Annotated in this window: 19 protein-coding genes; all 19 read right to left on the reverse strand. The window is 40.6% G+C overall.

Features of this window, described 5'->3' with window-relative positions; genetic code table 11:
* Positions 1 to 145 precede the first annotated feature (145 nt).
* The 19 genes from sigG to mraZ all read right to left on the reverse strand — a co-directional run bounded on the left by sigG (position 146) and on the right by mraZ (position 21,782).
* A complete protein-coding gene (gene sigG, locus FGG79_RS07055; protein ID WP_138777007.1) occupies positions 146 to 922 on the reverse strand; it encodes an RNA polymerase sporulation sigma factor SigG in 777 nt (258 codons plus the stop codon).
* A gap of 202 nt (positions 923 to 1,124) precedes the next feature.
* Positions 1,125 to 1,844 (reverse strand): RNA polymerase sporulation sigma factor SigE, encoded by a 720-nt coding sequence (gene sigE, locus FGG79_RS07060; RefSeq protein ID WP_044337469.1) that lies wholly within the window; start codon positions 1,842 to 1,844, stop codon positions 1,125 to 1,127.
* A gap of 53 nt (positions 1,845 to 1,897) precedes the next feature.
* A complete protein-coding gene (gene spoIIGA, locus FGG79_RS07065) occupies positions 1,898 to 2,824 on the reverse strand; it encodes a sigma-E processing peptidase SpoIIGA (RefSeq protein ID WP_138777008.1) in 927 nt (308 codons plus the stop codon).
* 1,073 nt (positions 2,825 to 3,897) lie between these two features.
* Positions 3,898 to 5,061 (reverse strand): cell division protein FtsZ, encoded by a 1,164-nt coding sequence (gene ftsZ, locus FGG79_RS07075; RefSeq protein WP_138777009.1) that lies wholly within the window; start codon positions 5,059 to 5,061, stop codon positions 3,898 to 3,900.
* 41 nt (positions 5,062 to 5,102) lie between these two features.
* Positions 5,103 to 6,401, reverse strand: coding sequence for a cell division protein FtsA (gene ftsA, locus FGG79_RS07080; protein ID WP_138777010.1), 1,299 nt, complete (start codon positions 6,399 to 6,401; stop codon positions 5,103 to 5,105).
* Positions 6,402 to 6,516: 115 nt separating this feature from the next.
* Positions 6,517 to 6,879 carry a small basic family protein gene (locus tag FGG79_RS07085; protein WP_138777011.1) on the reverse strand — a complete coding sequence of 121 codons (363 nt, stop codon included), beginning with the start codon at positions 6,877 to 6,879 and terminating at the stop codon, positions 6,517 to 6,519.
* The gene (locus FGG79_RS07090; protein ID WP_138777012.1) at positions 6,880 to 7,608 is read right to left on the reverse strand and encodes a DUF881 domain-containing protein; all 729 of its coding nucleotides are present in this window, start codon (positions 7,606 to 7,608) and stop codon (positions 6,880 to 6,882) included.
* 73 nt (positions 7,609 to 7,681) lie between these two features.
* Complete coding sequence (locus tag FGG79_RS07095) at positions 7,682 to 8,392, reverse strand: DUF881 domain-containing protein (RefSeq protein WP_240794209.1); 711 nt, start codon at positions 8,390 to 8,392, stop codon at positions 7,682 to 7,684.
* Positions 8,367 to 9,152, reverse strand: a complete 786-nt coding sequence (locus FGG79_RS07100; protein WP_138777014.1) for a cell division protein FtsQ/DivIB — start codon at positions 9,150 to 9,152, stop codon at positions 8,367 to 8,369. The genes FGG79_RS07095 and FGG79_RS07100 overlap by 26 nt, the downstream gene beginning before the upstream one ends.
* A gap of 818 nt (positions 9,153 to 9,970) precedes the next feature.
* Entirely contained in the window at positions 9,971 to 11,071 is a 1,101-nt protein-coding gene (gene spoVE, locus FGG79_RS07105) for a stage V sporulation protein E (RefSeq protein ID WP_138777015.1), read from the reverse strand.
* A 113-nt stretch (positions 11,072 to 11,184) separates the two neighbouring features.
* On the reverse strand, positions 11,185 to 12,534 hold the full coding sequence (gene murD, locus FGG79_RS07110) for a UDP-N-acetylmuramoyl-L-alanine--D-glutamate ligase (RefSeq protein ID WP_138777016.1): 1,350 nt from the start codon (positions 12,532 to 12,534) through the stop codon (positions 11,185 to 11,187).
* Positions 12,535 to 13,509: a phospho-N-acetylmuramoyl-pentapeptide-transferase gene (gene mraY, locus FGG79_RS07115; protein WP_138777017.1), complete on the reverse strand. Its 975-nt coding sequence runs from the start codon at positions 13,507 to 13,509 to the stop codon at positions 12,535 to 12,537.
* Entirely contained in the window at positions 13,506 to 13,928 is a 423-nt protein-coding gene (locus FGG79_RS07120; RefSeq protein ID WP_171050829.1) for a hypothetical protein, read from the reverse strand. The genes mraY and FGG79_RS07120 overlap by 4 nt, the downstream gene beginning before the upstream one ends.
* Before the next feature lie 2 nt (positions 13,929 to 13,930).
* Positions 13,931 to 15,391, reverse strand: coding sequence for a UDP-N-acetylmuramoyl-L-alanyl-D-glutamate--2,6-diaminopimelate ligase (locus FGG79_RS07125; protein WP_138777019.1), 1,461 nt, complete (start codon positions 15,389 to 15,391; stop codon positions 13,931 to 13,933).
* 216 nt (positions 15,392 to 15,607) lie between these two features.
* On the reverse strand, positions 15,608 to 17,524 hold the full coding sequence (locus tag FGG79_RS07130; protein ID WP_240794210.1) for a stage V sporulation protein D: 1,917 nt from the start codon (positions 17,522 to 17,524) through the stop codon (positions 15,608 to 15,610).
* Positions 17,525 to 17,788: 264 nt separating this feature from the next.
* Entirely contained in the window at positions 17,789 to 19,984 is a 2,196-nt protein-coding gene (locus FGG79_RS07135; RefSeq protein ID WP_138777021.1) for a penicillin-binding protein, read from the reverse strand.
* Positions 19,984 to 20,352, reverse strand: coding sequence for a cell division protein FtsL (gene ftsL / locus FGG79_RS07140; RefSeq protein WP_138777022.1), 369 nt, complete (start codon positions 20,350 to 20,352; stop codon positions 19,984 to 19,986). Before ftsL ends, FGG79_RS07135 begins: the two co-directional genes overlap by 1 nt.
* 25 nt (positions 20,353 to 20,377) lie before the next feature.
* Positions 20,378 to 21,313 (reverse strand): 16S rRNA (cytosine(1402)-N(4))-methyltransferase RsmH, encoded by a 936-nt coding sequence (rsmH, locus tag FGG79_RS07145; RefSeq protein ID WP_138777023.1) that lies wholly within the window; start codon positions 21,311 to 21,313, stop codon positions 20,378 to 20,380.
* A gap of 37 nt (positions 21,314 to 21,350) precedes the next feature.
* A complete protein-coding gene (gene mraZ / locus FGG79_RS07150) occupies positions 21,351 to 21,782 on the reverse strand; it encodes a division/cell wall cluster transcriptional repressor MraZ (protein ID WP_138777652.1) in 432 nt (143 codons plus the stop codon).
* Between the last annotated feature and the right edge of the window lie 132 nt (positions 21,783 to 21,914).

Here is a 21,914-nt window from a genome sequence, read left to right on the forward strand (position 1 = left end):
AACAAAAAGAAAGGCAGACCTTCTGTGAGGATGATCTGCCTTTCTTTTCTTTTATTCACCTACATTACTTGTCGCCTATGGGCAAAACCCTCCGCTTTTCGTTTCTCCATCTCCGGCGGCTAGTCCCTCGAGGTCATTTCGTTTCTTATTGAATATTTTTGTTCATTTGTTTGATTGCTGCTTTTTCCAGTCTTGAAACTTGCGCTTGAGAGATGCCGATTTCGTCAGCGACTTCCATTTGTGTTTTTCCTTGAAAGAATCGTTTACTGATAATGAGTTTTTCACGATCATTTAATCGTCTCATTCCTTCTTGAAGCGCAATTTCTTCTATCCAATGGAAGTCACGGTTCTTTTCGTCGCTCAGTTGATCCATCACGAATATTGGATCTCCCCCATCATTATAAATGGGTTCAAACAATGAAACAGGATCCTGTATGGCATCTAAAGCAAATACAATTTCTTCATGGGACACATCAAGTACTTTTGCTATTTCTTCTGCAGTCGGTTCCTTTGATGTTTCTCCCATTAATTTTTCCCTTACTTGGAGAGCCTTGTAGGCAATATCGCGCAAGGAACGTGATACTCTTATTGGGTTGTTGTCCCTTAAATATCGACGGATCTCCCCAATGATCATTGGAACCGCGTATGTAGAGAATCGAACATTCTGACCCAAATCGAAGTTATCGATGGATTTCATTAATCCGATGCACCCTACTTGAAATAAATCATCAACATACTCACCACGGTTATTAAAGCGTTGAATTACACTTAAGACGAGGCGTAAATTTCCATTTACAAGCTTTTCTCTTGCACTAATGTCGCCTGCTTGCAATTCTTTGAATAATATTCTCATTTCATCATTTTTGAGAACAGGTAATTTGGAAGTATCTACACCACAAATCTCGACTTTATTACGTGTCATTCTTTCCCCTCCTTGTAGGAGCTGCTGTACAAAATTCAGTATTTCCTTGAAGAGGAAAAATATGCATTTCATTCGAACAAGTTGTGGTCAATTCATCCCAAACCCCTTACGTTATCTGGATAAATCAGAGAAAATTTATTCGGAAATTGCTGTAAACGTAAAAGGCTGATCTTTTCGATTGAAAAGATCAGCCTTCACATTATTAAACCATTTTATTAAATTCTTTCTTTAAACGTTTTATAATCCGCTTTTCTAACCGGGAGATATAAGACTGGGAGATCCCTAGCATATCCGCTACATCCTTCTGTGTTTTTTCTTCTTCTCCCATTAAACCGAAACGAAGCTCCATGATTTGTTTTTCACGGTCTGAAAGCTGATGTAACGCATTAAAGAGCAATTTTTTATCAACAGTAGCTTCTAGGTCTTTTGTAATAATATCTTCATCGGTTCCAAGTACATCAGACAGTAGCAATTCGTTCCCATCCCAGTCAATATTAAGTGGTTCATCAAAGGAGACTTCTGAACGAATCTTGTTATTTCTTCTCAAATACATTAGGATCTCATTTTCTATACATCTCGAAGCATATGTGGCTAATTTGATTTTTTTCTCAGGGTTGAAGGTGTTAACTGCTTTAATGAGACCAATCGTTCCAATGCTGATCAGATCTTCTATATTGATTCCTGTATTTTCAAACTTTCTGGCGATATACACTACAAGCCTTAAGTTACGCTCAATCAGTAAAGAACGGGCCGCTTTGTCCCCATTAGGCAATTTGTTGAGTAGTACTTCCTCTTCCTCTTTCGTCAACGGAGGGGGAAGGGCTTCACTACCACCTATGTAGTAAATTTCATCTGTCTTTAGTCCAAGCTTGATTAAGAGTTTGTACCAATAGTATAAAAATTTAAATTTGAACTTTTTCATTGTTGCTCCCCCTTCTATTTCTTTAAATTGTGAGTATAGTAGTTATAATTGAACTACGAAACGTTCAGTACCGGTTTCCGTGAAGCCATTTTCGGATGAACGATTGCTTGAAAATTTCCATCAGCTGAAAATGGTTCTTCCCGAAAGGCAATTAATCCGTTTGGGATATTCCATTCTGATTCATGATCCATCAACACCAATGAATCCGGTTTGATAGCAGCTAGAAGCTGACTCTTTCTGCCTACCGATTGTGCAGGAACGATTCGCAGTCGATCAGTCCAGCGTGTATCAATGCTTTTCTCTCCTGAAAAAATATCATCAACATCATGGCATAATGCCTTTACTTCAGACGGAATACTCCCTTCTAATTCAGCAATCGATAGGATCATCACAGGGCTTTTGGAGATGGGGTCCTGGAGCTGATTCCCGCTGTCTACAAGGCCGGTAACAGTCCAATGATAATCTTCAATCTTGATGCTTACTTTCAGGAGTTGGTCGTATTGGAGCTTCACGTGCTCAATACTATCCAATCTCCCTTTTGAAAAATACCAGGCAATCGGCAACGCAAGCATAATGAATATCCAGCTTATCGGATCACCAAACCCCCGAATATTAGCTAATATAACCGATGATTCTGCACTGGGATCAAAACGAATAAAATAATGAGACCCAATCAATATCCCCCCTGTAAAGAAGGTAACAAAATAAAACATCAGAAGATTTGATAAATAATAGCGTAATCTTCTATAACCAAAGGCTGAATACACCATGAAAATGGAAAATAATAATTTAATAAATGGGTTTCCAGTAATATGTGCATAAGGTGAAAATGCAAGGAGAATAATAATTGATCCTATTAAACTCCCCATTCCAATTCTCCAGAAGGCATATTGTCTCTTTAAGATGATCCCTGTAAACCATAGCAAGAAAAAGTCTACTAACAGATTTAACAACCAGATGACATCCAGATATAAAGCCAATCTCTACCCTCCTTTTGAAACTTCACCTAGTCTATGTTTCTTGTCTCAATCTTTTATTCTTACGATGGGAATGACTTATCAGAAGTATATCCTACATACCCTTTAAAAGGTTGTCATTTTTTGTATGCTTCATAGAAAAACTTTTCAGAGATAAGAACGAAATATGTCATTATTTTTTTGTAATATTCATGAATATGTGCATAGGCTGTATTCGGTAGGATTTATGCTTAAAAAAAGCGAATAGTGGTTGAATACCGCTGAGTTCCTTCATAGTGATTAAATATAAGGCTCTTTTCGTAAACTTTGTTGCTATTGAAGGTAGCGAGTGGTGGTTGATTTCCGCTGCAGGTGCTCGCTTTCCGCGGGGCGTGAGTTGAGCCTCCTCCGGCTTTGCCCTGCGGGGTCTCAACTTTCCCGCAATTCCCGCAGGAGTCGAGCACCTTCCGCTACAATCAACTTTCTAAGCATGATGATGAATCTAATACCAAACACTTCTAGAAAATATCAATTTTCAACCTGTACAGTGATCGATTTTAGTTTCAATAGTTAAATTACTGTTGCATTCGTTTTTGTCACTATTAAGCTCTGTCACGACATCTTTATTGGATGGTGAGGGGAACGGCGTAGACTCCTGCGGAAAAACGGGCGTGCCGAGACCCCGGAAGCGTGAGCTGAGGAGGCTCGGCCGTTCGTCCGCCGGAAAGCGAAGCCGTTCCCCTCACCATCTATCGCACACACTCTTTGACAGAGCCTTGGCAGTTCCTATGTTAGAAAACAACAATCTTTACGAATACAGCCAAATATAAATAAAGGATTAGAAAATAGCATTTTTCGAAGTGTGCAGTAGTGGACTTAATCTCGTATAAGGAATTTCCTTTTTCGTTTTTCCTGGCTGATAGCTTAAGGATTCTTCCTTACCTTAGCCCAGTAAGTAGAGAGCTCTTTTTTTTATAGGTTTATAGCCTCTACTGACGTCCTATCATTGCATAAAAAAATCCCACCAGGCAAAAAGTGCCTGATGGGATTTCCTTGGTAAGTTTGTCGTGCTAAGCTAGCCGCACCTGCTTTACTTCTTATCGGCGGCGGTTACGGTTGCGCAGGAAAGTTGGAATGTCCAGAGTTTCTTCCGCACCTTGATTTGAAGAGGTTCTCACCGGCTCTTGCTGTTGAGGTTGCTCTTCACGCTTAGGTTGTTCACGTTTTACATGTTGGCTTGGATTCTGACTTTGATTTGGTTTCATTCCACCAAATGTAGGCCTTGTTTGCTTTGGAGGCTGAATTACCTCTTCATTGAACCCGGTTGCAATAACGGTGACGACGATATCATCTTTTAACTCTTCGTTAATGACAGAACCAAAGATCATGTTGACCTCTTGATCTGAAGCAGAAGCTACAATGTCAGCAGCCTCCTGAACTTCATAAAGGCTTAATGAAGTGCCTCCCGTAATATTCATCAGGACACCTTGTGCTCCATCAATGGAAGTTTCTAGCAAGGGACTTGAAACAGCTTTTTTAGCGGCTTCCGTCGCACGGTTTTCGCCAGATGCTGCACCGATTCCCATTAAAGCAGACCCTTTGTTAGACATGATTGTCTTAACATCAGCAAAGTCCAGGTTAATGAGACCAGGAGTAGCGATTAAATCTGAAATACCCTGTACACCTTGTCTCAACACATTATCCGCTTCACGGAAAGCTTCGAGCATCGGAGTACTCTTGTCCACAATCTCAAGAAGACGATCATTTGGGATAACGATAAGAGTATCTACTCCTTCTTTCATTGCAGCGATACCACCGCTTGCTTGATTAGAACGCTTTCTGCCTTCAAATGTGAATGGTCGTGTCACAACCCCAACGGTCAATGCTCCAATTTCACGAGCAATTTGAGCGATTACAGGAGCTGCACCAGTCCCAGTTCCTCCACCCATTCCAGCGGTAACAAAGACCATGTCCGCTCCTCTAAGAGCTTCTTCAATCTGTTCTTTACTTTCTTCAGCAGCTTTTTTACCAACTTCAGGATTGGCACCTGCGCCTAACCCTCTAGTTAATTTACCACCGATTTGCATTTTTATTTCGGCTTTTGATAGATTCAAAGCCTGTGCATCGGTATTTACAGCGATAAATTCAACACCCTGTACACCATGCTCGATCATGCGGTTAACAGCGTTGTTTCCTCCGCCACCGACACCAATAACTTTTATTGTCGCTAAAGAATCTAAATTTGTATCAAACTCCAACATGACAAATCCTCCTAACTCGTCGAATCTATGGATTCCTTTATTTATTCAAAGAAGTATCCAAAGAACTTTTTCACTTTTGACATGGCCTTCTCATCTTCATGTTCTTCTTCTTTAACCTTTGCAGGCTTTGGCTTTTTATTTACAGGTTTAGATTGACGCTTCTCAGCAGCCTCTACAGGCACTGGTTCTGCACTTACGGATCTTCCTTGCAATCTAGCATTCTTTTGAGCGTATTTGATTAAACCAACCGCAGTCGTATACTGGGGCTCTCTCACTCCGATATAATCCGGAATGGCCACTCGTACACGATTTTGGAAAACGATTTGTGCTAATTCTAACACACCTGGGAGATTTGCTACACCACCAGTTAGCACATAGCCACCTGGGAGGTCCCTAATCCCCAATCGTTTCAGTTCATGGTTAATGAGGTCTAAAATCTCTTCTAGCCTTGCTTCTATAATATCAGAAATTTCTAATTGATTAAATTGCTGATGTTGATCGCTGCCAATAATTGGTACACTGAACACTTCATCTTCTGACGCATGATCATAAAAAGCATGTCCATATTTGGTCTTGATTTTTTCAGCATCGTCCGTTGATGTACGTAAGCCGATAGATAAATCCTTCGTAATATGTTCTCCACCTACAGGCAGTACTGTTGTTGCTTTCAAGTGACCCTGTTCAAAAACCGCTATCGTAGTAGAGCCACCTCCAATATCAATTAATGCAGCTCCAAGACTCTTCTCATCTTTTGATAAAGCAACCGTACCAGCAGCTAAAGGCTGGAGGACGATATCTACGATTTCAAGGCCTGCCTTTTCTACACAACGGAGAGTATTATGTAAAATCGTCTTTGATCCCGTAATGATGGTTCCTTCCATTTCCAATCGGACACCAATCATTCCACGGGGATCCGTAATCTCATCCAGTCCATCAACGATAAACTGTCTCGGGATTACATTGATGATTTCTCTTTCTGGAGGAATAGATACAACCTGGGCCGCATCCATAACTCTAAGAACATCTTCATCGCCTATTTCTCGATTATCACTCGATACTGCTACCACTCCATGACAAGATTGAAGGGACACATGGTTTCCTGTAATGCCTACGATGACCTGGCTTATTGATAAACCAACCATTCTTTCAGCTTGTTCAACTGCCTTCTTAATTGTATGAACAGTTTCGTCTATATCTACGATGGAACCTTTTCTGATTCCTTCTGAGTTCACATTCCCTACACCGATTATGTTCAAGGAATCATTTGACATTTCACCAATGATCACTTTCACTGTGGATGTACCGATGTCTAGGCTAACGTAAATTTCATTGCTGTTCACTCTATGGCACCTCCTTAAAGAATGTTTGTTTGGAACAACAATCCTAGAAAAACATTATTCTAAGTATATCTTATTATGATATTCGTCGTAACAAAAACGATTCCCTTTTAAAATTCTAATTTTTTTCTCTTTTTTCTTGATTATTTGACCAATTACTAATCAATATTCTTCTAATCACTGCAATGTTCTGGAATAATCTCACTCCAAAAGCAAACACAGCCGCCAAGTATAAGTCTACACCAAGATGTACACCTAGAAAAGCTAAACTTGCTGCTAGTAATATATTAAAAAAGAATCCAGAAACAAAGACCTTGTCATCATAAATATTTTGGAGGTGAGCACGAATACCGCCAAATAATGTATCCAGTGCTGCTAGAACGGCGATCGATAAATAATTCGAGTACTCTTCTGGTATTCTTATATCTGTAAGAAGCCCCAAGACGACCCCTACTAGCAACCCTAAAACGGGAAGCCACATTTAATCGTTCCCTCCTCTTTCTTTAACCGGTTCCATAAGGCGGACACGGATTGTTTCTTTATATGGTGGTACAACCACTTTTTCTAAAGGCTTGGAAATAGTGACTCGTAGATTATCGATAAAGAAGTCTTCCACAGACCTTGAAACTTGCATTCGGCTATAGAGATCTTTTGCAGCTTTTAAATCTTTGGTCAACACCTTTACTTCAAACGGTATTTTCCTAATCGAATTTCCGTCCACTTTGGTCTCCCCATTAATATCCCGGATGACTGATGTATTGACTAGGCGATGATCATCTATCGAGATATCTACTGCATCGTAGAGATTCAATTCATTTACCAGTCTTTCCAAGAGCTCCGGTGATACATTCTGAACCTTCTGGCCGAGAAGCACTTCCTCCATGGCCGGTTCAATTGTTAAAATGAGACCTGGGCCAGTTTTCTCAGTCAGACCAATCTCAGTCCTTAATTCCTCCCACGTTTGCTTTAATGCCTGTTCGGGACTGGACGCCTGCTCTGTCTTATATTGTTCGAGCTTAGCCTCAACCGAACGCATTTCAGAATATAGACTGGAATTAACCTCTTTCTCTTTCAATAATGCTTCCCTCAGCTCCCAAATATCTCGTGTATCCCGGACAACAGGTTCTTTGACGGTTTGGAACTGAATCGCAATCATAAACCCGATGATGATTGTAATCACGGTAAAGCTAAGCTTAAGTTTGTTGTCCATTTAGTGCACCTTACTTTCACATCTAACCCGCACTTGGCAAATGCGCTATTCGTTCAAAGGAAAATGAACAAGCTTATGATTCACCGATGGTGGGTTCTAAAATAACTGAACTCTCTTTCTTCATTTCAAAAATGATATTATCATTGACGAGTTGATCTTTTACCCCGCCTGTTATATTCATAGCAGATGATAATACTTCCGAATCCCCTATAGCCGTAATTTTAAACGGGGCAGGATATTCGATTCCATCAATCTGGATAACCGGACCATTACACAATATGTAAGAATCATGCTTAAGTCTTTGTCCATTAATCGCAACAGCAGAAGCCCCTGCAATATATAATTCATTGATCACCTTAAAGACATGATGTTCATGGACAATATAATTGTTTGCGTTCTCTTCCTCCGGGTCGTATTTAGCATCGGACAGCGTTACGGTCACACCGGGTCCCTTCACTTTGGTTTTGCCTAGGTACATTCGATACTTCTCAGCATCCTCTGCCAAGTTAAAATAGATTTGTTTCTCCTTAGAGAATTCCTTCTCCATATTGACTACCTTGTCTTGTTTCTCATAAAGATCTTCTTGAAGATTATTATTCTTCTGTTGAAACTCCAGGATCTGGTCCCTTAATGCCTCTTCCTGTTTCCACTGGCCATTTGTTCGACTACCCTGTTCAGCTTGTTCTGAATTGGCCAGACTAAATGAAAATGCAAGGATGAAGCCCAACACTAAACATACAAGAGAGAGGACAACATGCTTACCTCTCACCTTCATCCTCTTCATCGTTTTGTTCACCTTCCGTTTCATATGCTCTGAAATATGAGCCTACCTCTAAATCAATGATCCCTTTTACTGAAGGATCTAATTGACTGACGATTGAAGGATAATGCACCATCTTTTCTGAAAAACTCCTTATGGTCGCGCTCACTTCGAAACCATCATTCATAAATAGGGTCAAGTGATATTGGTCCGTTTTCTTTGGAACAAGATTAATCTCTGAAATAAGGTGCTGAACTTCTTTCGGAAGCTCACCTAATTCTTTCACCATTTTGAGCAGAACCTTATCTTCTTCGAACCCTCTTAATAAAGGGGCATCGACAGGTATCGACTCTGTCCCTTTATCAAGTACCTTTCCATTTTCTAAAATGACAAAAAATTTATTGCCCTTCGAGAGATACGCTTTTTTACTATATTCTTGAATCGTAACCTCATAAGAATTGGGAAAGGAAAGCTTCACCGTTGCATTCTTCACTTCAGGTAGTTCCTTCAATTGATTTACTGTTTTCTCTTTGTTTACACTCCACACATTCATTCCATTGTTAATCCCACTTTTTTGAAGAACCGCCTTACTTGAAACAAGCTCATTTCCGTGTACGGTCACTTCCTTCACATGACTAAGAGGTGATTGAAAATATACAACCGATAATATCATGAGTAAGAATAAAGAAAGTAAAAACAGCAGCCTGCGGTTTGCCTTCTTTTTTCTGTGTTGTTTTAATTTAGGAATACGCTCTTCAATGGAAACAACATTTTCTTTTTTCATTTCGTTCTCCTCAACTTCACTTTGAATTCATTAAGCCATGAATACACTATTCGCACCACGTCTTATAATGAAAGTACACTTTACATTGGGATACCTTCTATTCTATACGAAGGAATCAGATGTTAAAAGAGGAACAGAACGCAATTTATGACCAAACACCATTTTTCGGAAACCCAATAAAAAAATAGAGTTGTAGGATGGACCAGTGCTCACCTTTTTAAATGGAAACGGAATAAAAGGAATGATTTAAGTAAGATGGATTATCTATACCGCTTTTCCTATATGTACGTATATTCCATATAAAGGGCCACCCTATGTATTACACTCTTGAACTCTATTTTAAACAACAATGCATGCTTTATGAATGCATGTCATTGAATTGTAAAAGTTTTGGCTAACAAAAGTAATAAACTCTCCTTAATTTTGAAAAGGTATGATCATTATGCATTACGTATATGTAATTTATTGTAACATCTCATCTTTCATTATCCTATTGTTATTTCTATAAAAAACGTAGAATTTATACGTTTTTCTAGAGCTTAGTGCCAATATCGTTGAAGTTTGATTCAATATAAGTGATCTTCAACCTTGAGTATAGAGTAAATCAATTCTTTAGAGTAAATACTTTCTACCAACTCTCATGAAGTATCAGTGAACAATCACTTGTGATAAAAGGATTTATTAGCACCATTCTTTTAGAAATAAAAAAAGAGACGGACAGGAATACAGGGAAGAGTGAAGAGTTAAACCCTGGAAACCGGATTTTCACTTTTCGTTTCTCGTCCTCTGTTATTCATCGTCAATCTCATTTTTTATCATTAATTCCTCGTGTAGCGGCTAATGTTCAACAGAACCCCTACAGCCATTAACATTAGGGTCAATGAAGACCCTCCGTAACTAAGAAATGGAAGAGTGATCCCAGTAACCGGCATAAGGCCCGTCACAACCCCCACATTGATCATCACTTGGATAGCGATCATGGAGACAATCCCTAAAGCCAGAAAGCTTCCAAATAGGTCCGGTGCACCTAATGCGATTCTGATCCCCCTCCACAATATCAATGAAAACAGAAGCAGAACCAGGGTGCCTCCTATAAAGCCGAGCTCTTCTGCCAAGATGGCAAATATAAAGTCGTTTTGTGGTTCTGGCAGATAAAAGAACTTTTGTCTGCTCTGACCAAGACCCAATCCGAACAAGCCACCAGGACCAATTGCATACAGTGACTGAATAATTTGGAAGCCACTATTTAACGGATCCTGCCAAGGGTCTAGAAAAGATGTAATTCTCTTGACTCGGTATGGTGCTGAAATAACGAGACCAACAAAGCCTATTAATCCTATCATTCCAAGTCCCACAAAGTGTTTAATTCTTGCTCCTGATATAAATATCATGACAACGGAAGTTCCGACCATCACGGTACCTGTACCTAGGTCAGGTTGCAGCATAATCATGCCAAATGCTGTAAACACCAACAACAAGGCTGGCAGGACACCTTTTCTAAATGACGTGATGTACTTTTGGTTCTCAGATAGATATTTTGAAAGAAATGCAATCATGGCAAGCTTCATGAACTCTGATGGCTGAATCGAGAAAGCACCAACCCCAATCCAGCTCCTTGAACCATTCCGTAATACCCCTATCCCAGGGATTAGAACGAGTAAAAGTAGGACGAAGCAAATGATGATGATGATTTTCGACCAATTCTTCCACGTCCAATACTCAACATTCATGATGAAGAACATAGCAAACAATCCTACACCGGCAAAGAGCACTTGCCTTTTCGCAAAGAAAAAGGAATCAGCAAACTTGTAATCCGCCCATACAGCACTCGCACTGTACACCATGATTAATCCAATCGCAAGCAAAGTAAGTGTGACCACAATGAGTATAAAATCGGGAGTCGATTTTTTTAAGGGCAATCTTAAACACCTCGAATAGACAATTTTAGAGCCGTTCGAGCAAAGAAAACTACTTATCTTGGATTGAATGACTGGTTGTAAAAGTATGGATGCTCTTTATGGACAAGCCCTTATTAAAGCTTATGCACTGCATCGATAAAAATGTCACCGCGTTCTTCAAAAGTTCGATATTGATCCCAGCTCGCACAAGCTGGAGACAACAAGACGACATCTCCTTCTTTAGCATGTTCGAAAGCAACAGGAACAGCCTTTTCAACATTATCGACAGGAATGATAGTCCGTATCCCTGCCTTTTCACCTGTTTTAACGAACTTCTCAGACGTTTCCCCAAATGTGATTAATACTTTCACTTTATCTAGAAACGGAAGAAGATCATCAAATTCATTCCCTCGATCCAAACCGCCTGCCAGCAATATGGTAGGGGATTCAAAGGCATTGAGGGCACTTTTCGTCGCTAGACTGTTCGTCGCTTTAGAATCATTGTAGAATTTAATGCCATTTACTTCACGAACAAATTGAGTCCGATGTTTCACTCCTGCAAACCCACTAAGCACCTTCTCAATGCTATAGTTGGATACACCATAAATCTTGCATGCAGCGACGGCACAAAGGATGTTTTCAAGATTATGTGCACCTGGTAACACGATGGAAGCTAATTCAACGACCCGTTCTTCCCTGAAGAAAACAGCGCCATCTTTAATATAAATTCCACCATCTACTTCTTTCTTTGTTGAAAAAGGAATCACTGTGGCTTTTGTAAAACGAACTGCGTCCCAGACATGTTCTTGATCCCCATTGATGATCAAATAGTCCTTTTCAGTTTGATTTTTTGTAATATTGGACTTCGCTTTCCAATATTCATCCAGATTTCCATGATAATCAAGATGGGCATCATACAAGTTCGTAATGATGGCGATATGAGGCGCAAATTCTTCGATCCCCATCAATTGAAATGATGAAAGTTCCACTACCATCTTCTCGTCTTCTTTCGCAATTTGGGCCACTTCACTAGCGACTGTCCCGATATTCCCCGCTATTAGAGGATTTTTCTTATCTTCATTCAGCATGTCGAACAGAAGTGTTGTTGTCGTGGTTTTCCCATTTGTTCCGGTAATCCCGATCATTTCTGCCTCTGAAATTAAATAAGCAAGCTCTACTTCCGTTAAAACAGGGATGTTCTTTTCAAGTGCCTTTTTTATTAATGGATTGTGATAAGGGATTCCAGGGTTTTTCACGACATATTGAAAGCCCTCGTCAAGCAGTTCGATTGGGTGGCTACCGCATATTACTTTGATTCCTTCCTGAAGAAGGCCCTGCGCTTCAGGGTTATCCGATAAAGGCTTTTGATCGTTTACTGTCACAAATGCATCTAACTTATGTAGAAGAGAGGCTGCACTTACCCCACTTTTCGCTAAACCTAATACGAGTACTTTTTTATGTTTAAACTTTGTAATGTTCTTCAATTATAACCACACCTCAATATAGATTCCTAAAACAGCAAAAAGCAATCCCACTGTCCAGAATGTTACGACAACACGCCACTCAGACCATCCGACCAACTCATAGTGATGATGCAGTGGACTCATTTTAAAAATTCGTTTCCCTGTGGTTTTAAAGGATGCGACCTGCAAGATGACTGAAAGAGTCTCAATGACGAAAACTCCACCAATAAGGATTAAGATTATTTCCAATTTGGTTAATATGGCAATCGCTGCGATTGCTCCACCGAGTGCCAATGACCCCGTATCTCCCATGAATACCTTCGCAGGATGAGCGTTGAATACTAGGAAGCCCAGTACCGCCCCAACTACCGCCACACCAAAGATTGCAACATCATACTGTGATTGATTCCAGGCTAAGACTGCTAGAGCACCGAAAGCGATTGCGCTTGTTCCGGATACCAACCCATCCAGACCATCTGTTAAATTGATTGCATTTGAAAATCCGACCAGCCAAAAGATGATGAATAAGCAATAAAACCAGCCTAATTCAAACGAAGTGTCCGTTAATGGAATTGAAACCGTTGTCGGGAAATCGTTCTGTTTAAAGATGAGATAAAAGATCACCGATATGACAATTTGGCCAAATAGTTTCTGCTTAGACGTTAATCCCAAATTCCTTTTCATAACGACTTTAATAAAGTCATCTAGAAAGCCCAATAGTCCAAAGCCGACAGTCACAAGAATCATTAAATATGTTTCAGGTCCTGGCTCAGAATATTTTCCTGTCATAACAAAAGTTGTAATAACAATGGCTACTAAAAAAACGATTCCACCCATCGTTGGTGTTCCAGTCTTTTTTTGATGGGACTCTGGTCCTTCGTCCCGGATGCTTTGCCCAAACTTCAATCTTCTAAGGAAGGGAATAAACACGGGGGCAAGTAATACGGTTATAAGAAATGACATGATAATTGTAAATAAGATCACTTGTTCCATCATTTTAATTCCCCTCCCTTTCCGCTGTTTGGATCCTTATTACTGTTGAATTCATTACTGGTTTGTTTTGTTTCGGATTCATTGCTGAAAATAAACTTCGTCATAATTTCCCACTTTTCTTGATTGTGATTTTGTTTGTATTGCTCCTGTAAATTTACATATGCTGTATATACATCTTCAACCATGAATAACGGAAAGTGGTTTGGAACAAATGATGGTATCAATTCACTCTTCGGCCAAAAAGAAGCAATCGCTCCATTTTCAATGCTTTTAAAAAGATTTATTTCATCACCAAAAGGGACATATAGTCCCTTTTCCATTCCCATCCTAGTTGAATTTGAAACTACTAGAAACGTAAAACCAGGCAGAAGTATTCCTTTTGTATCTGGAAATAATTTTTTCACCTCATCATAAAAGAGCATTTCTACATCCCCTTTATAATGTTTCTTGCAACTTCACGGTCATCGAAATCGAATACATTATTTCCGATGATCTGATACGTTTCATGACCTTTTCCTGCAATCAGTACCACATCTTCCGGTTCAGCAAGACTTATTGCTTCTTTGATTGCATCCTTACGATCTACGATTAATTGGTAGTGTTTCCCGACAACACCAGATTCCATATCATGCAAAATCTTGTGTGGAGCCTCTGTTCTCGGATTATCTGAGGTAAAAATGGCATAGTCCCCATAATCACATGCAATTTCTGCCATGATTGGCCTCTTAATCTTATCCCTGTCCCCTCCACAACCCACTACAACAATCACTTTCCCTTTCGTAATAGTCTGGATGGTTTCTAATACATTTTTCAAACCATCAGGAGTGTGGGCATAATCCACTATGACTGAAAAGGGCTGGCCCTCAGAAACCGTTTCAAACCTTCCTCTGACACCCTGCGCCATTTCAAGACTACAAATACTGTCTTCAATCGATATACCCGCAGCAGAAGCCGTTGCGATTGCAGCAAGTGCATTGTATACATTAAACTGTCCTGCTAACTTCAGGACCATCTTCCGCTCTCCAAATGGTGAAACAAGCGTGAAAATGGACTCTGTTGCTTTTAAGACGATATCTCTCGCATGGAAGTCAGCTGAGGGGGACAGGCCATATGTAAAAACATGGGCGGCTGTTGATTTAATGAAATAAGCAGCTGCTTCATCGTCTTTATTAATAATGGCATATTTAGGGGATTTCTTAAAATAAGTATTCCCTAATTGAGAAAACAATAAGCCTTTAGCGTTACGATATTCCTTCATGGATTTATGATAGTCAAGGTGATCCTGGGTGAGGTTTGTAAACACCGCTATATCAAAGTCACAACCATGAACCCGACCCTGATCTAGGGCATGGGATGAAACTTCCATGATCGCAGATGTAACCCCCTTATCACAAAATCGTCTAAAGGTTTGCTGCAAGGTTAAACTGTCTGGAGTCGTATTATGACTAACTTGTAACTCATCCCCCACTTTTATATGCAGAGTTCCGATTAAACCGGTCTTCATTCCACTATGAGCAAAAACCTGATCTATCAGATGGGTGGTCGTGGTTTTCCCGTTTGTACCTGTCACTCCGACCAAAAGAAGCTGATGGGAGGGCTGCTTATAAAAGTAATCTGCCAGAATGGCCATTGCTTTTTTCGTATCAGGCACAATGATCACCGGGATATCAGCCTCCAACTCCCTCTCGGCAAGAATCGCAACGGCACCGTTCTTCTCAGCAACCCCTGCAAGTGAATGACTATCGATTTCTAACCCAGTAATACAGATAAACAAATCACCAATCTTCACTTTCTTATGGTGGTTAGCGATGTTTGAAATAGCTGGATTCCCTTCACCCTGTACTGAGAAAAACGGTAGTACTTCCAGCAAAGTGTGCAATCTCATCTTTTCAACTCCTCACAGGTAGAAAGCAACCTTTTTATATTTTACAAAAAAAAGCGTTTGAAAGCTATCAACCTTTTAACTTAGTTCAATATTTTTATTGGAAGCTATCAAACACCCTATACAGACCAAGGGCTTTCATCACATTTAAAAAATTAAGCCCATGGCGCAAATGAAAAGTATATCATTAATCTGTTCCGATGTAGACCATCGTTATTGTTATTCCGACAAGTAGACCCTCACTTTTGATCCCTGTTTGATCTTCACCCCTGGGTCTGGTGACTGACTCACCACCTTTTCGCCATTTCCACTAATATCCAGGTCGAGGTTTACGAGCTGTTCCCGTAATTCATTTTTGGTCAATCCGATTAAGTCAGGGGTTTCTACCAATGGAATGTCCGTCCACGTCAATTCTTTTTCAATTTGCCCTTTACGTTTCGGCACACCCATTGCTTCTAGACTATCACCGATGATGCTCCCACCGATAGGGGCAGCAACTACTCCACCGAATTGAATCGTACCCTTCGGATTATCCACTGCAACATATACGACAATTTCAGGATCATCCGCAGGCGCCACTCCCATAAAAGAAACGATGTGATTGTTTTCTAGATATTTACCATCTTTTGCTTTTTGTGCGGTTCCCGTCTTCCCTCCTACCCGGTATCCATCTACAAAGGCTTTCTTACCACTACCTTTTGCAACAACGCTTTCCAACGCTTCACGAATTTGTTTCGAAGTTTCTTCGGAAATGACTCTTTTCTTGATTTGAGGTGTCTTTCTCATAACCACTTCTCCGGTTGAGGGATCAATAAGCTCTTTTGCAATATAAGGTTGATACAACACTCCACCGTTGACTGCTGCAGATACAGCCGCAACCTGTTGGATAGGGGTTACAGCCACACCTTGACCAAATGCTGTTGTCGCCTGCTCAACCGGCCCCACCCGGTCCAGATTAAATAGAATTCCCTTTCCTTCTCCTTGAAGATCTATTCCCGTCTTTTGACCAAATCCAAAATCATCAATATAACTGAACAATTTTTCTTTCCCAAGTCTCTGACCCAGTTCTACAAACCCAGGGTTACATGAGTTTTGTACCACTTCCAAAAACGTCTGGGTCCCGTGGCCACCTCGCTTCCAGCAATGCAGGGTCGATCCGGCAACTTCAATATAACCAGGGTCATGAAATGTTTCTTTATAAAGATCGACTTTCTTTTCTTCAAGGGCTGCAGCCAGGGTTATGATTTTAAATGTGGACCCCGGCTCATACGTGCTCCAAATCGGTAAGTTCCGGTTATATACTTCTTGAGGCACGTTTCGGAAATTCGCCGGATCAAAGGTCGGTCGGCTGGACATTGCCAATATTTCACCGTTCTTAGGATTCATGGCAATGGCGATAATACCATCCGGATTATAAGTAGCCTGGGCTATATCCAATTCACGCTCCACAATTGTTTGTACCTTTGAATCGATCGTTAACTTTAGATCCAGCCCATTTTCTGGTTTTTCAAAATCATCTGCCATGTCTGGCATTCTTTTTCCTTTTGCGTCAGAGAAAAACTTCACATATCCTTTATCTCCGCTAAGCTCTTCATCATATGAAAGTTCGAGTCCCATCAGGCCCTGATTATCAATACCAGCAAACCCAAGAACATGGGATAAATAGCTCCCATATGGGTAATATCGTTTAGAATCTTCGCCTAAATAAACACCCTTCAAGTTTAGATCCCTAACTTCCTTTGCTTTCTCATACGAGATCTTCCTCGCTTCTTTAATTAGCACCATATTGGCTTTCTGTGTTACATATTTATATGCAGATTCTACTGAAATATTAAGAACCGCCGCCAGTTTATCCGCAGTACCCTGAGGGTCTGTGACTTGTCTAGGGACGACAAATATCGTCGGTGCACTTTGATTTCCAGCGAGTTCAACTCCATTGCGGTCGACTATTTTCCCTCTCTCCGGTTGAAATGGGATATTTCGACTCCAGGAATCTTTCGCCAAACCGGTAAGCCAGTCCCCTTTGAAAAACTGAACATACCCCAACCTTATATCAATGATGGAGAAAACAAGGACACCTACCACAAGCGCTATAGCTAACCTTTTCCTTACTGTTACATTGGATACTCTTTTCACAAATGGAACCTCCCCTTCTATGGCTCGTTCCATTATATGCTTGGACTTATTGGGGTATGTTTGAAATCAATGATTGGCGTTTTGTATATACTTCACTACCGGTACCATTTCAAGGTGAATTTCTGGATAATTTGATTTGCAACATGATCAAATTATGAAGCGAAACAACAAAAAAGGGTGACCCGGACGGGGACTTTCCTTTTCCTGTTTCATCATCCTACAGGTAAAGGAAAGTCCCTCACATACACGAGTCAACCCTTTTTGCTAATTTAGCGGCTCTTCTTCATCTTCTTCCTTTGGCTCCGCTGCTTCTTCAGGAGTCTTGAAGTTAACGACAAGAGGCTCTCCCTTCTTGACATTTACCCCAGGCTGAATGTTTTGGCTAACCGCATAACCATTTCCAACCATATTGATTTTTAGGCCGGCAAGGTTAGCCACCTTAAAGACATCTCTTACTGACCATCCCTTCATATCAGGAATTGTCACTTCACCGTCGGTTTTGATTACCACTCTCTCACCTTCGAGAATTCCACTTCCGGCTTGAGGGAGCTGTTTAACCACTTTGGAACCATTCCCGACAACGATTGGTGAAACCCCTGCTTTTACGAGTTCTGTTTTCGCTTCTTCTACAGTCATGTCTCTTGTATCAGGAAGCTCCTGTTTTTTTAAGCTAACTTTTTCCTGTGGTTTGATATTTAAATATTTCAAGCTGTTTTGCATAACAGGTCTGAAAATAGCAGAGACAGGATCTGAACCTATCTCGGTCGGCTCCAATTCTGGCTGTTGAACTCCAACGTAAACAATTAATTGGGGATCATCGATCGGAGCCATTCCCATAAATGAGAAAAGATAATTTTCTTTTCCTACCATATATCTGCCATTAGCAGGATCAGGAATCTGACCGGAACCGGATTTACCACCGACACGATACCCTTCTATCGCAAACTTCTGCCCAGTCCCATGTTCAGAAGTGACGGTAGTTTCCAGGTACTCCCTTGTTTTTTCGGCCGTCTCTTTCGTAATGGGACTTCCTGATACTTCAGGCTTTGTCTCTTTAATCACTTTCTTTGTGTTCGGATCGACGATTTTAGATATAACATAAGGCTTCACCATTTTCCCATTGTTGGCAATCGCAGATTCGGCTTGGATCATTTGAAGCGGTGTTACGGTAGTACCTTGTCCGAAAATAGTCGTGTATTTCTCGATAGGGTAATGATATAAAATTGAACCTGATGCTTCATTGGGTAGGCCAACATGGGTGGTCTCACCAAATCCAAATTCATGTAAGTAATCCTCATATTTTTTGAATCCTATTTTATCCAGAAGGTTAGCAAATGCCACATTTGAAGATCTTTGGACACCTTCTAAGTAAGAGATGGTTCCCCAACCTTCCCCACCGTTATGATCCCGTATCGGGTTTGGGACATTATCAACGTAGAACTTACCAGATTCATAGGTTTCATTCGGATTAAACTTCCCTTCGTTCACAGCAGCAGCCAAAGAAAAGGACTTCATTGTGGAACCCGGCTCATACGTATCCTCGACAATGATGTTGGTCCAGTTGTCCAATAATCCTTCTCGTGAATCAGGATGGAATGTCGGCCTTTGAGACATGGCCAGTATCTGCCCAGTTTTCGGGTCTGAAACGATCGCAAACATCTTCTTCGGTTTATACTTCTTTTGGACTTCATTCATTGCTTCTTCAAGAAACGTTTGAACCTTCTTGTCTATCGTCAAATAAATGTCGTCTCCGTCTTCTGGAGGTGTAACATGCTCATCAGCATTGGGCAGCAGGTAGCCCCAAACATCACTTTTGTATGCTACTGAACCATCTTTCCCCTTTAAAACATCATTAAAGCTTGCTTCTACTCCCATCTTCCCAACAGTTGTAGAATCGCCGTTATCTAAGGTTGTTTTTTGAGCAAACCCTATCAAATGTGAAGCAAATGAACCATTCGGATAGAACCGTTTCGCTTCTTTCCTGAATGTAACACCTGGCAGGTTTTTTTCTTTAATGTCCAACATTAATTGGTGGGATAAATCTCTCCCTGCAGCCCCGAGTTCCACTTGATAAGGACCCTTTTTATTTAATCGGGCGTAAATTTCACTTTCCTTCATGTCCAGATACTGAGCCAATACCTTAGCCGTTTTCCCGGGATCGGTCACATGTTTCGGTTTTTTAGGGTCACTCGTAATGCTGGGATCCAAGATAGCAACGAGTGTATATGCAGAGGTATCCTCCGCTATGACCTCTCCTTTACCATCGAAAATCGTTCCTCTATGGGCTTCTAAAATATGACTTTTTATATATTTTTTTGCCGCTTGGGATGCAAGTACTTCCCCTTCCGCTTCCCCCGTTACCTGAATCGTGACAAAGCGAACCATTAATACAAAAAAGAGCAAGCCGAAAATCCCGAAAAGGATGGCTGCCCCTATGTTCATACTTGGTCTTTTTTTCATTACTGTTCAACAACCTTAACATTCTTTTCTTTTAAGTTAAGTCCAAGCTCTTTGGCTTTTTCAAGGATACGCTCGTACGTACTCAATTCACTGACTTGAAGTTTCAGGTCATTGTTCGCCTTTTGTTGTTTTTCAATTGTGGATTCAACATGCTGAACCTCTTTATTCACATCATAGATAGCGGCTTGAGTAGAAACAATTTGCACCGCTAAGAAGCAGAATATCATTGCGAAGATAGCCACAAGGATTTTTTCACCCGGAGTGACAACTGACCTTCTTTCTTCTCTGAGACGCTGAGGTTTGGCTTGTACAGACTGATAGGAATTCTCCACTTTTTGTTGCTCATAATTTCTGGCTAAGTTACTCAAAATTCTCCCTCCCGATTCCTTCTATTTATATATTTTTTTCTGCGATTCTTAATTTAGCTGACCTAGCTCGATTGTTTTCTTCTAATTCTTCTTCACTAGGTAAGATTGGCTTTCTCGTAACAAGTTTAAGCTCTGCTTCATAACCCTCTGGAATAATTGGCAATCCATGGGGCAGGTCTGGCCCTGACGCTTTTTCCTTAAACATCGTTTTACAAATTCGATCCTCTAAGGAATGAAATGTTATGACACTAACTCTTCCGCCTTTATGAAGCAGTTCAATCGTCTGCTCAAGGGAATCCTCAAACGCTCCAAGCTCATCATTGACGGCAATTCGGATTGCTTGAAATACTCTCTTAGCAGGGTGGCCACCCTTTCGTCTCGCAGGGGCAGGAATTCCATCTTTGATCAGTTCGACAAGTTTTCCGGTGGTTTCAATTGCTTTAACCTCCCGGGCTGCTTCAATCTTTCTTGCAATTTGCTTAGAGAACTTTTCTTCCCCGTATCGATAAAAGATGCGGACTAAGTCTCCAAACGACCAATGATTTACAACATCATAAGCGGTTACGTCTCCTTGCAGGTCCATTCTCATATCGAGTGGTGCATCATGATGATAACTAAAGCCTCTTTCTGGAGTGTCCAGTTGAGGTGATGACACACCTAGATCGTATAAAATCCCATCCACACTATGTACTCCAAGATGTTCAAGCTCTTCCTTAATGTTTCGGAAATTTGATTGAACGAATGTTATTCTGTCTTGGTATGAAGAAAGCTTCTCTTTCGCGTGGTTGATGGCTGTTTCATCCTGATCAAAGCAATACAGATGTCCTTCAGACGATAACTGGCTGACAAGATATTCACTATGTCCAGCCCCGCCTAACGTACAATCTACATAAATTCCATCTTCTTTAATATTCAAGCCATCTACCGTTTCCCTTAATAATACAGTGGTATGTTTAAACATGTTGATTTCACCTTTCCAATCGAACGTTTTGTGGGGATTAGATATCGAACCCTACCATATTCTCTGCAAGCTCAGCAAAAGAATCTTCAGACTGTGTAAAATAGTCTTCCCATAATGACTTACTCCAAATCTCAATTCGATTGGAAACTCCCAAAATAATGCATTCTTTATCCAATTTTGCATAATTCACAAGTGTAGCAGGAATATTGACTCTACCTGTTTTATCCAGTTCACTCTCAGTTGCTCCCGAGAAGAAAAAACGTGTAAAGGCACGGGCATCTTTCTTTGTAAGTGGCAGGGCTTTGAGCTTTTCTTCAAGAGCTCTCCATTCTTCCATGGGATAACCAAATAAACATTGATCCAGCCCCCGTGTGATGACAAATGCATCTCCGAGGTGATCACGGAACTTGGCAGGTACGATTAAACGGCCTTTATTATCAATGTTATGTTGATATTCGCCCATGAACATATGCACTGCCCCCACTTTCTAACACAAATGTACCACATCCCCCCACTTTTCTCCACTCTTTTCTAAATTCTTTCTTTACAAAAAATCCCCTCTATTTTTCATTAGTCTTTTTCTTTCTTTTATAGACAATTT

The organism is Bacillus sp. BHET2 (genome assembly GCF_005938125.1).
Lineage (GTDB): Bacteria > Bacillota > Bacilli > Bacillales > Bacillaceae_B > Rossellomorea.

Coding starts and splice junctions, on each gene's coding strand:
- sigG (WP_138777007.1), bottom strand. CDS start 922: ATGACACGTAATAAAGTCGAGATTTGTGGTGTAGATACTTCCAAATTA.
- FGG79_RS07090 (WP_138777012.1), bottom strand. CDS start 7,608: ATGGACAACAAACTTAAGCTTAGCTTTACCGTGATTACAATCATCATC.
- ftsZ (WP_138777009.1), bottom strand. CDS start 5,061: ATGTTGGAGTTTGATACAAATTTAGATTCTTTAGCGACAATAAAAGTT.
- FGG79_RS07135 (WP_138777021.1), bottom strand. CDS start 19,984: ATGAAAAAAAGACCAAGTATGAACATAGGGGCAGCCATCCTTTTCGGG.
- sigE (WP_044337469.1), bottom strand. CDS start 1,844: ATGAAAAAGTTCAAATTTAAATTTTTATACTATTGGTACAAACTCTTA.
- FGG79_RS07100 (WP_138777014.1), bottom strand. CDS start 9,152: ATGAAAAAAGAAAATGTTGTTTCCATTGAAGAGCGTATTCCTAAATTA.
- mraZ (WP_138777652.1), bottom strand. CDS start 21,782: ATGTTCATGGGCGAATATCAACATAACATTGATAATAAAGGCCGTTTA.
- mraY (WP_138777017.1), bottom strand. CDS start 13,509: ATGATGGAACAAGTGATCTTATTTACAATTATCATGTCATTTCTTATA.
- FGG79_RS07120 (WP_171050829.1), bottom strand. CDS start 13,928: ATGCTCTTTTATGATGAGGTGAAAAAATTATTTCCAGATACAAAAGGA.
- rsmH (WP_138777023.1), bottom strand. CDS start 21,313: ATGTTTAAACATACCACTGTATTATTAAGGGAAACGGTAGATGGCTTG.
- FGG79_RS07125 (WP_138777019.1), bottom strand. CDS start 15,391: ATGAGATTGCACACTTTGCTGGAAGTACTACCGTTTTTCTCAGTACAG.
- FGG79_RS07085 (WP_138777011.1), bottom strand. CDS start 6,879: ATGTGGCTTCCCGTTTTAGGGTTGCTAGTAGGGGTCGTCTTGGGGCTT.
- FGG79_RS07095 (WP_240794209.1), bottom strand. CDS start 8,392: ATGAAGAGGATGAAGGTGAGAGGTAAGCATGTTGTCCTCTCTCTTGTA.